The organism is Polynucleobacter sp. JS-Polo-80-F4, from assembly GCF_018881965.1.
Lineage (GTDB): Bacteria > Pseudomonadota > Gammaproteobacteria > Burkholderiales > Burkholderiaceae > Polynucleobacter.
In genome coordinates, this window is record NZ_JACVPI010000001.1 from 1,327,204 (window position 1) to 1,338,809 (window position 11,606).

Here is an 11,606-nt window from a genome sequence, read left to right on the forward strand (position 1 = left end):
CAATATTTTTGATGGCCACTGCATTGAGTGGTGTTGTGCTTGCTACGCCTGCAGAAGAGGCGGAGCTTGAGCAATTAGATAAGATCGAGCAAGAGTTGGAGCTTCAGCGTGAGTGGTCCAAGTACCGCTGGGGTAAGGCTTCCTCTGAGTGCTATCAAAAGTATTGGGTTAACTCTTGCTTGAGAAGCGCTCGCGCTGAGTATCGCAAGGAAATCGATCCCATTCGTGAGCAAGAAGTGGCTTTGCATGAGGTGCAACGCAAGCTTCGTGAGAGCCTCAAGAATCAAGAAGATATTAAGCGAGCAGCTGAGCGTGCTTCCCCAGAAAAAGCAGCTGAGCGAGCTGCTAATCAGCGTGAATTTGATCAGAAGCAAAAAGATGCTGCAGCAAGAGCGGCTGATCTAGAGCAACGTCGTAAAGATGCTCCTAAGAGGGCTCAAGAAAATAAAGCGGGCACTCAGCTCGATTAATTTTTCTCCAATTTACTTTTTATTTATTTAGGTAATCCTTGGCTAAAGTCAAAACCGTTTATGTCTGCCAGTCTTGTGGCGGTACTTCTGCTAAGTGGCAGGGCCAATGTCCATCTTGTCAGGCCTGGAATACTTTGGAAGAGGGCTTGCCCGAGACAACCTCAAACGCTCGTTTTCAAGGCTTGGCACAATCATTGCCAAGACAAAAGCTGTCCGCAATCAGTGCTGAAGATCTGCCAAGATTTAGTACGGGCGTTGAAGAGTTTGATCGCGTGCTGGGTGGCGGCTTAGTGCCTGGCGGTGTTGTGCTTCTAGGTGGTGATCCTGGCATTGGTAAATCTACTTTGTTGCTGCAGGCATTGGCAGAGATGAGTTCGGCTGGCATGAATGTGCTTTATAGCAGTGGTGAAGAATCCGCTGCGCAGATTGCCTTACGTGCAAAACGCATTGCATTAGACGCACCCCAACTTGAAGTGTTGGCAGAGATTCAGTTGGAAAAACTCATTTCTATTATGGACACCGTTAAGCCACAAGTATTGGTGGTGGACTCTATTCAGACTTTATATTCAGAAGTATTGAGTTCTGCCCCTGGTTCTGTAGCTCAAGTACGAGAGTGCGCAGCCCAATTAACCCGCGCCGCTAAATCTAGTGGCATCTGCGTATTGATGGTGGGTCACGTTACTAAAGACGGTCATCTAGCTGGACCGAGAGTTTTAGAACATATTGTTGACACCGTTTTGTATTTCGAGGGTGATACTCATTCTTCCTTCCGTTTAGTTCGCTCTATCAAGAATCGTTTTGGCGCAGTTAATGAGTTAGGCGTATTCGCAATGACCGAAAAAGGTCTGCGCGGCGTAACCAATCCATCAGCAATCTTCTTGTCGCAACATGAGCAAATGGTTCCTGGTGCTTGTGTTCTGGTTACGCAAGAAGGCAGTAGGCCGCTGCTCGTTGAGATTCAAGCCTTGGTCGATACGGCACATGTCCCTAATCCGCGCCGTTTAGCCGTTGGCTTAGAGCAAGCCCGTCTAGCAATGCTCTTGGCAGTGCTGCATCGTCATGCCGGAGTGGCTTGTTTTGATCAAGATGTTTTCTTAAATGCCGTGGGCGGCGTTAAGATTTCTGAGCCTGCTGCTGACTTGGCCGTTCTTCTTGCGATTCAGTCGTCAATTCGTAATCGAGCCTTACCAAAGGAGTTGATCGTATTTGGTGAGGTTGGCTTGGCTGGTGAGATCCGTCCTTGCCCGAGGGGTCAGGAACGACTGAAAGAGGCTGCAAAGCTTGGCTTCACAGTAGCGATCATTCCTAAGGCCAATATGCCGAAGACTAAGATTCCTGGGTTAAAGGTGATTCCGGTCGAGCGAATTGATCAGGCGATTGCCGCTGCTGCAGAGTTAAGTTAACTCTTATTTGCTCAGCGCAAGTCTTCTGCTTGAATCAATAGAACTTGTTCTTCGCCTGCAGAAACCTCCATCCAGATTGCTGGAATTTGAGGGAATGCTTTTTTGAAGTTCTCATACTCATTTCCAATCTCCAGCAAGATAGCGCCGCGTTCAGATAAGTAATCTGGTGCTGAAACGAGAATGCGTCTGATTAAATCCATGCCATCATGACCGCCTGCCAAGGCTAGCTCAGGCTCTGCATGATATTCCGCAGGAAGCGCATTCATGGAAGTGGCATTGACATAAGGTGGATTGCAAATAATCAGATCGAAGAGGTTATCTTCATTAGGTTCTGGCAAAGCGTCCCAGAGATCTCCATTTAATAACTCGATTTGAGAGTCCAGGCTGTGACGATCGACGTTACGTGCAGCTACAGAGAGCGCGGGCATGCTGATATCGCATGCGCTCACATGAATATCCGGGCATGACAGAGCCAAGAGCACTGCCAGCGAGCCGTTACCCGTGCAAAGATCAAGCGCTTTACCATCAGCAGGTAGCCAAGGTTCGAGAGAACCATCTACGATGAGCTCTGCAATCCAGGAGCGCGGAACAATGCTTTGCTCGCTGCAGAAAAAAGGTACACCCATAAGCCATGCTTCACCCAGGATGTAGGCAAGTGGTTTGCGGGTAGAGATTCTGGTATCTGCAACGGTAGATGCTTTTTGCTTTTGCTCTTCGGTGATTGAATCATCTAAATGATCAAGTGCTTCTGCTGGGCTAAAGTCGAGTTGTTTGCTGACGATCCACAATGCTTCGCTTCGGGCGTCAATTGCCCCATGGCCGTAATGCAAATTTGCTGCTTTGAGTTTTTGTGCAATCTCATCGATGCACTGGTTCACGGTCAAGTGTTGCTGAGGCTCAGGGTCCATGATGGAAAAGGGTCTTTAGAAAAAAGTGAGCATGCAATTAAGCAATTAATTGCTCGAGAGTCTTGCGGTAGATATTTTTGAGAGGTACTACATCATTAACAATAACGCACTCGTCGATTTTGTGGCTAGTTGCATTGAGGGGGCCAAACTCGACTACCTCTTTGCAAATCTTGGCGATAAAACGACCATCACTGGTGCCACCAGTAGTAGAGAGTTCTGTATCAATATTGGTTTCTGCTTTGATGGCTTTGCGTAATGCTCCTGCCAAGTCGCCATCACCAGTAATAAATGGGCTGCCGCCTAATACCCAATCAATCTCAAAGTCCAACCCTGCGTCTTTCAAAATCTTCTCTAAGCGTTCACGTAATTGCTCTGGCTTACTCTCAGTAGAGAATCGGAAATTAAAGTCGATCACTAGCTCACCAGGTATGACATTATTTGCGCCAGTGCCAGCATGCACATTGGAGATCTGAAAGCTGGTAGGTTGGAAGTACTCATTGCCTTTATCCCACTCAGTTTCTACTAATGCAGAAATTGCTGGAGCAGAAAGGTGAATGGGATTCTTGCCAAGGTGAGGGTAGGCGATATGTGCCTGAATACCTTTCACCTTCAATTTGCCTGACAGAGATCCGCGACGACCATTCTTGATCATGTCACCGAGCTTATCAACTGAAGTCGGTTCGCCAATCACGCAGTAGTCCAAACGCTGGCCCTGTTTTTGTAAACGCTCACACATGATGACGGTGCCATCGTTTGCTGGACCTTCTTCATCGCTGGTAATCAAGAATGCAATAGAGCCTTCATGATCTGGATGTGCAGTGACAAATTCTTCTGTGGCAACAACAAAACCGGCGAGGGAGGTTTTCATATCCGCTGCGCCACGCCCATAAAGCATGCCGTCACGAATAGTTGGGGTAAAGGGATTGTTTGTCCACTTCTCCAATGGGCCCGTAGGCACTACGTCGGTGTGACCTGCAAATACTAAAACTTTGCCTTGATCGCCGACCTTACCTTTTTTAATTGCCCACAAGTTAGTGACCTGAAAATTTTCAGGGCCACTCACCACGCTCTCTGTATGAAAACCAATCGCCTGTAATCGTTTGGCAATTAAATCTTGGCAGCCACCATCAGCTGGTGTTACGGAATGGCAGGAGATGAGAGCTTCGGTAAGCTCAAGTGTGGCGCTCATGGATTTAACTTAGTCGCGAAGTAATTCGTTGATGGCAGTCTTGGCTCTAGTTTGAGCATCAACCTTCTTCACGATGATCGCTGCATATAAGCTGTACTTGCCACAAGCAGACGGAAGTGAGCCTGGGACAACTACAGAGCCAGCTGGAACGCGACCATAGTGCACTTCGCCGGTTTCGCGGTCATAGATCTTGGTGCTTTGGCCGATGTAGACGCCCATAGATAAAACAGCGTTTTCTTCGATAACAACACCTTCAACCACCTCAGAGCGGGCGCCGATGAAGCAGTTATCTTCAATAATGACTGGTCCAGCTTGAATTGGCTCCAAAACACCACCAATACCAACACCGCCAGAAAGGTGTACGTTTTTACCAATTTGGGCGCAAGAACCTACAGTTGCCCAGGTATCGACCATCGTGCCTTCGCCCACATAAGCGCCAATGTTGACGTAGGAAGGCATTAAAACAGCGTTTTTGCCGATAAATGAGCCGCGGCGGGCCATGGCAGGGGGAACTACGCGGAATCCACCAGCAGCAAAGTCAGCTGCCGTGTAGTTTTCAAACTTACTTGGGACCTTATCGTAGAACTGGGTATATCCCCCAGCGCCCATAGGTTTATTGTCTTCTAGGCGGAAAGAAAGCAGAACGGCCTTCTTAACCCACTGATTTACCTCCCACTTTCCGACATCACGGCGCTCAGCCACGCGAATGGTGCCGGCATTAAGGCCTTCCAAAACGGCATTTACGGCATTACGGACATCCCCAGGGGCGCTATCTGGAGACAGGTTTGCGCGGTTTTCCCAGGCTTGTTCAATGATGTTTTGTGGTGATTGGCTCATGCTTTTTAGTTAACTATCAGATTGTTAAGGGATTTTGTCCCTGGAGGTAGATTTATCATTATATAGATGGGGCAAAAACGCGTCCAAGCAGGCAAGAGCTTGCTATCATCTTCCCACTTTAGCTTTAATTTTTACCCCTTTATTTGAACCTCTTTTTTCCCTGCAAAGTACGCCGTGCAACTGAAATCCATCAAACTTTCCGGCTTTAAGTCTTTCGTAGACCCAACCCACTTTGAAATGCCTGGCCAATTGATTGGCGTTGTGGGTCCTAACGGTTGCGGAAAGTCGAACATTATTGACGCCGTCCGCTGGGTTTTAGGTGAATCCCGTGCCAGCGAATTGCGTGGTGAATCCATGCAGGACGTTATTTTTAACGGATCTGGTTTGCGTAAACCATCTGGCCGCGCTAGTGTCGAACTCATTTTTGATAACACAGAGGGTCGCGCTCAAGGTCAATGGAGCGCTTTTACAGAGCTGGGTATTAAGCGTGTTCTGACGCGTGATGGAAATTCTAGCTACTACGTAAATAACCAAGTGGTTCGTCGTAAAGATATTCAAGATATTTTCTTGGGTACCGGTATGGGTCCAAGAGGTTACGCCATTATTGGACAAGGCACGATCAACCGAATACTAGAAGCAAAGCCAGAAGAGTTGCGTGTGTTCCTTGAAGAGGCCGCTGGTGTTTCTAAATATAAAGAGCGTCGCAAAGAAACTGCTTCACGTTTGGAAGACACGGTAGAAAATTTAACGCGTGTTGAGGATATCTTGCGTGAACTTGATCAACAGTTAACTCGCCTGGAAAAACAAGCGACTGTAGCTGAGCGTCATGCTGAGCTTTCTACGCAAATGAAATCACAGCAGCAGCTATTGTGGTTTGTGCGTCAGACCGAGGCTGGTAAAGAGCAAGAGCGTCATGCCAATGGTATCCGCGATACTCAAGTTGGCTTAGAAGAGCAGACCGCTAAGCTACGCCATGTCGAAGCCGAACTCGAGACAATGCGTACACAACAGTACGCATTACAAGATAAAGTTTCTCAAGCGCAAGGCGATCTATATCAAACCAATTCTGATGTGAGTCAGGTTGAGTCACAGATTCTTTATGTGCAAGAAGCGCGTCAACGTTTGCAACAACAAACGCAAGACTTGCAAGCCCAGTTACAGCGTTGGACTGTGCAGGAAACTGATGCAGCACAAGCACAGCGTACTACCGAACATGAACTGTCTTTAGCTGCTGAAAAAGAACAAACACTCTTGACAGATTTAAGCGGTTTACAAGAGCAAATGCCAAGTCGTGAAGAGGCCTATCAAAACGCTTCACGTGAACTCAATAGCGCACGTGATTCCTTAGCCTCTATTGAACAACGCTTAGCGAGTTTAGGAGAGCGTTTGCGCTCTATGTCTGCTCAGTCAGATGAGTTGAAAGGGCGCGAAACTCGCCTCGTTGGTGAATTTGATGACTTACGTCGTCCCGACACTGAAGCATTGCAGACGGCGATAGATCGCCAGGTCATGGCAGCTCGTAAAGTGGAAGAAGCCAAGCAGCGTGCTGGCGAAACTCAACAACGTGTTCCAGCGGCTGATGAAGCCCGTAATACTGCTCAGCAACAGATTCAAGCAGCAAATCAAGATCTTGCTCAAACTGAAGCCAAATTGACAGCATTGACCGCCTTGCAAGCAAGCGTTCAAGCCCAAGGCAAGATTGGACCTTGGCTTGAAAGCAAGGGCCTTAAGGAGAGTAAGCGCCTATGGCAAGAGCTCAAAGTAGAGAGCGGTTGGGAAACTGCGCTGGAATCTGTACTGCGTGAGCGTTTAGCTGCGGTGACCGCAAAGAGTGTGCAAGAAACATTGGCATTGGCTAATGATGCCCCTCCAAGTCGTTTAGCCATTTTGCTTACAGAAGAAATTACCCCGGCACATACCACTGCGCCTTCTGACTTCACACCATTATTGAGTCGTGTGCAAAGTGCAGGCGCTGCAAGACTCACTTCAGTATTACAAGAGTGGTTAGACAATATATATATCGCTAGCAGTCTTGAAGATGCTTTGCATCGCCGTGAAAAATTACCAGCTGGTGGCGCATTTGTTACCCAACAAGGACACTTGGTGAGTCGCGTTGGTGTGCAACTTTACGCAGCAGACTCTGAGCAAGCTGGAATGTTGGCGCGCGCTCAAGAGATGGAAAGTCTAGAGAAGCAATTGCGTGCGCAACAACTGATGCAAAGCGAGCTCAAGGGCGAGTTGGATCAGTGTGTAGCGAACTATCAAGCAGCCCATCAAGCGGCAGAGCAGGCCCGCGAAAATGCTGAGCATGCTGTTCAAGAATCACATGGCTTTGAAGTAGAGAAAATGCAGTTGACTCAAGCTGAAGAGCAATACAGTCAACGCGCAGCGCAGATTCAGGGTGAGTTGAGCGAGTTGCGTCAACAGATGGAGCAAGTGAGTCAGACTCAAGAGCAGTCTGCTGCTGAATTGCTCGAGTCTGAAGAATCTAAACAAGGCCTGCAAGAAGCATTGCAAGTTGCGCAAGAAAAATTAGAGCGCTCTACCGAAGAGCGTGATCGTTTGCGTGAGTCACTTAGAGCTGCAGAGATGGCTGCTCAAGAAGCTGCTTTTGCAACCCGCTCTTTACAACAGCGTATCGCTGACTTGCAACGTGATCAAAGTACTGCGCGTACACAGATCATGGAGATTCAGGATAAGCATGATGCTGCTGCTCAAGAGTTAGAAACACTGAGCGATGAAGAGGCTCAAGATAAATTACAAGGCTTATTACTAGCCCGTAGTGCGCGTGAAGCTGCCTTAGCAAACGCGCGTACTGAACAAGATGCTTTATTGCATCAATTGCGTGAAGCGGATGAGTCTCGTATGCAAGTTGAACGTAGCTTGCAACCAATGCGTGACAAAGTCGTTGATTTGCAATTGCGCGAACAGGCTGCTCGTTTGAACTTTGAGCAATTTGCCACATTGTTATCTGATGCAGAGGCTGACCTCACGGCGCTTGAGGCGAATTTCAGTGCGGATCTGAAAGTGGGCGCTTTGCAGAGCGAAGTAAATCGCTTAAATACTGAGATTCAGTCTTTAGGCCCAGTCAATATGGCTGCCTTAGATGAGTTATCAAGCTCTCGTGAACGTAAGCAGTTCTTGGATGCGCAATCAGCTGACTTGAATGAAGCGATGCAGACTTTGACAGATGCAATTGCGAAGATCGACGCGGAAACCCGCGATCTCCTGCAGGGCACTTTTGATCAGGTTAATACCCACTTTGGCAAACTCTTCCCTGAATTATTTGGTGGTGGTCATGCTGAATTGGTGATGACTGGTGAAGAGATTCTGGATTCTGGCGTTCAGGTAATGGCTCAGCCCCCAGGTAAGAAAAATAGTTCTATTTACCTCCTGTCAGGTGGCGAGAAGGCTTTGACAGCGATTGCCTTAGTGTTCTCACTCTTCCTATTGAACCCAGCTCCATTCTGTTTGCTGGACGAGGTTGACGCTCCGTTGGATGATGCAAACACCTTGCGTTATGCAAATCTTGTTGCCAAAATGTCCGATAAGACACAGTTTTTGTTCATCTCACATAACAAGATCACAATGGAAATCGCACATCAGTTGATTGGTGTCACGATGCAAGAGCAGGGCGTATCCCGTATTGTTGCGGTGGATATTTCTTCTGCTGTTTCAATGGTGGAGGCCGCTTAAGTGTACGTAGAACAAATCATGACGATGTTGGGTTTGTCTGATTTGCAATTTGCACTGGCTGCAATTGGTCTGCTGATTCTGATAGCAGTAGCCATTCTGAATATTAAGTATGCGCGGGCTCGTCGTAAGGCAAAAGATCAAAGTGAATATTCTCTGGATGATCGCTTTGGAAAAGAGCCTAGCTTTGGCCAAGGTTTTGCTGACGGCAATACGGCCGGTAGATCGGAGCCAAGTTTTGGCGAGCCGTTAACAACGATATCAGCACCAGAAAAATACGCCATTGATCCTCGGATTGATTGCGTCATCACATTGCGCTTTGATGAAGGTATTAGTGGTGCAGAAATTCTTGATGAAATCAATGCCTGGACGGATCTCGAGGCTCAATCAACTGCACGCTGGATGTGCGAGGGCTTAAATGCCAATCTAGATGTTGCTGAAGATTGGGAAGAGTTGCATCCTGACTCCACATATTCCGATCTGCAATTGGCTATCCAGTTAGCTAGCCGTAAAGGCCCTATTGGCGTTCTAGAGTTATCTGACTTTTGCTCGCGCGCACAAGCACTTGCAGAGACCTTGGGCTCGCAAATTGATATGCCGAGCGTGAGTACGATGTTAGATGGCGCTAAAGAGTTGGATGTAATGGCTGCAGAAAGTGATATTCAATTGAGTATCAATGTGCTATTTGACGAGCCATGTCCATGGGGTAACTTTGATGCCCTCATGCGTCAACGTGGTTTTAAACTCGCTCGAAACGGACGCCATTACGAATACCTCAGTAAAGGTATGGTAATTTTTAGTAGCGCTGACTTGGATCCGAATAAATCAGTAAGTCAAGCTACTCTATTGCTTGAAGTTCCATTAGTGCCCCAGGAAGAGCGCGCATTTGAAAGAATGCTCGCCGAAGGTATTGAGATTGCACAAGCCGCCCATGGTCGCTTGGTAGATGACAATGGCATCAACCTGAGCGAGGCTGCGGTAATTAGTATCCGTCAGCACCTCGATATTCTCTATGCCAATCTTGAGAAATCTGGCGTTCCTGCTGGATCTTCTACAGCTAGCAGACTATTTAGCTAGGAAATCACTTTGTCGTCCACTAGTCCGACAAATTTAGCGGAGCGTTACGTATTCTTGCAAGCAGAGCTTGCTCGTCTAGAGCATGCTTATTACGTTTTAGACAATCCGCTTCTGCCTGATATCGAATACGATCGTCTCTATAGAGAGTTGCTCGAGATTGAAGCTGCTCATCCCGAATGGATTACACCAGAATCCTTATCTCAGCGCGTAGGTGGTACGGCTTTAAAAGAGTTTGATTCGGTTACCCATGCAGTGCCAATGCTTTCTTTAAATAATGCATTTGAAGATGCAGAGCTAATTGCTTTCGATCGTCGTTGCCGCGAGGCTCTACATGTTGACCAAGTAACCTATGCAGGTGAATTGAAGTTCGATGGTCTAGCGATTTCTCTTCGTTATGAAAATGGCTCGCTGGTAACGGCGGCAACTCGAGGCGATGGTGCCAGCGGGGAAGACGTCACAGCCAATATTAAAACGATTCGTGCGATTCCACTAAAACTTACCGGAAAAAATATTCCGAGTATTTTGGAGGTGCGCGGTGAAGTCTTTATGTACCTAAAAGACTTCGAGAAAATGAATAAACAGGCTGCAGAGTTGGGTGAGAAAGAATTTGCCAACCCTCGCAATGCTGCAGCAGGCAGCCTTCGTCAATTGGATTCCAAGATTACGGCTAAGCGTCCTTTATCTTTCTTTGCTTATGGCTTAGGTGCACTGGAGCCTCAGTCTTGGTTGCCCAAAACCCATGAAGAATTGCTCAACGCTTATGCAGAGCTGGGTTTGCCGGTATGCGCTGAGCGAAAAGTGTTGCACTCAGTAGAAGAGATCTTAGCTTTTTATAACGAGATTGGCACCAAGAGGGATTCTTTGCCGTATGACATTGATGGTGTCGTCTATAAGGTGAACTCATTTGCTGAGCAAGCTAAGCTAGGCTTTGTCTCGAGAGCCCCTAGATTTGCACTTGCCCATAAATATCCCGCTCAAGAAGCGCTCACTACAGTTCTGGGTATTGATGTGCAAGTAGGGCGCACAGGCGCGATTACACCGGTAGCAAGACTTGCTCCTGTAGAAGTTGGTGGCGTCACTGTTACCAATGCCACACTGCACAATGAAGATGAAGTTAAACGCAAGGACGTACGTATTGGCGATACCGTATCAGTACGTAGAGCGGGTGATGTAATTCCAGAGGTTGTGTCGGTGATCAAGGACCGACGTCCAGCTAATGCAGCAGAATTTGTAATGCCCACTAATTGCCCGGTATGTGATTCGCATATTGAGCGTCTAGCAGATGAGGCGGTAGCCCGTTGTAGTGGTGGACTTTTCTGTGGCGCGCAGCGTAAGCAGGCTTTAATTCACTTTGCCCATAGAAGAGCGCTTGATATTGAAGGTCTAGGTGAGAAGATTGTTGATCAGCTGGTGGACAACAATCTAGTTAGAACTCCGGCAGATCTCTACAGATTAGGCTTCACTGCCTTGGCTAACCTAGAGCGCATGGGTGAGAAGTCTGCAGACAATCTCATTCAGGCAATCAACCTATCCAGAAATACCACCTTAGCCAGATTTATCTTTGCCTTGGGTATTCGTCACGTAGGTGAGACTACAGCTAAGGATTTGGCTAATCATTATCAATCGATGCATGCTCTCATGGATGCAAATCTCGAAGACCTGCTGACTGTAAAAGATGTGGGTCCCGTTGTTGCGGACTCTATCACTAGCTTTATGCAAGAAGCACATAACCGAGAAGTCATTGAACAGCTGCTAGCCTCAGGAATGCAGCTTGCTGTTGAAGAAAAAGTCATTAGTGCTGCCGTTGCGGGTAAAACTTTTGTTCTAACCGGAACATTCCCAACGATGACAAGAGATGAAGCTAAAGATCTCCTCGAAAAAGCGGGCGCAAAAGTTGCTGGATCGGTCTCGAAGAAAACCGACTATGTAGTTGCTGGAACTGATGCGGGCAGCAAGCTAACCAAAGCAGAAGAGCTAGGCTTGCCAGTGATTGATGAAGCGGCAATGTTGGAATTGTTGAAATAATTTC

8 protein-coding genes are annotated in these 11,606 nt (G+C 47.5%); 5 read left to right on the forward strand and 3 right to left on the reverse strand.

Features of this window, described 5'->3' with window-relative positions; genetic code table 11:
• The first annotated feature begins 11 nt into the window (after nt 1-11).
• Entirely contained in the window at nt 12-470 is a 459-nt protein-coding gene (locus tag ICN20_RS06870) for a hypothetical protein (protein ID WP_255534678.1), read from the forward strand.
• Between the two features lie 38 nt (nt 471-508).
• Nucleotides 509-1,873 carry a DNA repair protein RadA gene (gene radA / locus ICN20_RS06875; RefSeq protein WP_216239038.1) on the forward strand — a complete coding sequence of 455 codons (1,365 nt, stop codon included), beginning with the start codon at nt 509-511 and terminating at the stop codon, nt 1,871-1,873.
• A gap of 11 nt (nt 1,874-1,884) precedes the next feature.
• Here the strand turns inward: radA and prmB are convergent, their stop codons facing one another.
• From prmB to dapD, 3 genes are read right to left on the reverse strand one after another with little or no spacing between them, the layout of a single operon-like run.
• Nucleotides 1,885-2,781, reverse strand: coding sequence for a 50S ribosomal protein L3 N(5)-glutamine methyltransferase (prmB, locus tag ICN20_RS06880; protein WP_216239047.1), 897 nt, complete (start codon nt 2,779-2,781; stop codon nt 1,885-1,887).
• Between the two features lie 37 nt (nt 2,782-2,818).
• Nucleotides 2,819-3,970 carry a succinyl-diaminopimelate desuccinylase gene (gene dapE / locus ICN20_RS06885; RefSeq protein ID WP_216239049.1) on the reverse strand — a complete coding sequence of 384 codons (1,152 nt, stop codon included), beginning with the start codon at nt 3,968-3,970 and terminating at the stop codon, nt 2,819-2,821.
• 9 nt (nt 3,971-3,979) lie between these two features.
• Nucleotides 3,980-4,807 carry a 2,3,4,5-tetrahydropyridine-2,6-dicarboxylate N-succinyltransferase gene (dapD, locus tag ICN20_RS06890; protein WP_215392242.1) on the reverse strand — a complete coding sequence of 276 codons (828 nt, stop codon included), beginning with the start codon at nt 4,805-4,807 and terminating at the stop codon, nt 3,980-3,982.
• A gap of 174 nt (nt 4,808-4,981) precedes the next feature.
• Between dapD and smc the strand changes: the two genes are divergently transcribed.
• From smc to ligA, 3 genes are read left to right on the forward strand one after another with little or no spacing between them, the layout of a single operon-like run.
• Entirely contained in the window at nt 4,982-8,503 is a 3,522-nt protein-coding gene (gene smc / locus ICN20_RS06895) for a chromosome segregation protein SMC (protein ID WP_216239051.1), read from the forward strand.
• On the forward strand, nt 8,504-9,577 hold the full coding sequence (locus ICN20_RS06900; RefSeq protein ID WP_370624533.1) for a cell division protein ZipA C-terminal FtsZ-binding domain-containing protein: 1,074 nt from the start codon (nt 8,504-8,506) through the stop codon (nt 9,575-9,577). It begins immediately after the preceding gene.
• A gap of 9 nt (nt 9,578-9,586) precedes the next feature.
• Entirely contained in the window at nt 9,587-11,602 is a 2,016-nt protein-coding gene (gene ligA / locus ICN20_RS06905; RefSeq protein ID WP_216239052.1) for an NAD-dependent DNA ligase LigA, read from the forward strand.
• Nucleotides 11,603-11,606 lie beyond the last annotated feature (4 nt).

Coding starts and splice junctions, on each gene's coding strand:
- ICN20_RS06870 (WP_255534678.1), top strand. CDS start 12: ATGGCCACTGCATTGAGTGGTGTTGTGCTTGCTACGCCTGCAGAAGAG.
- prmB (WP_216239047.1), bottom strand. CDS start 2,781: ATGGACCCTGAGCCTCAGCAACACTTGACCGTGAACCAGTGCATCGAT.
- dapE (WP_216239049.1), bottom strand. CDS start 3,970: ATGAGCGCCACACTTGAGCTTACCGAAGCTCTCATCTCCTGCCATTCC.
- dapD (WP_215392242.1), bottom strand. CDS start 4,807: ATGAGCCAATCACCACAAAACATCATTGAACAAGCCTGGGAAAACCGC.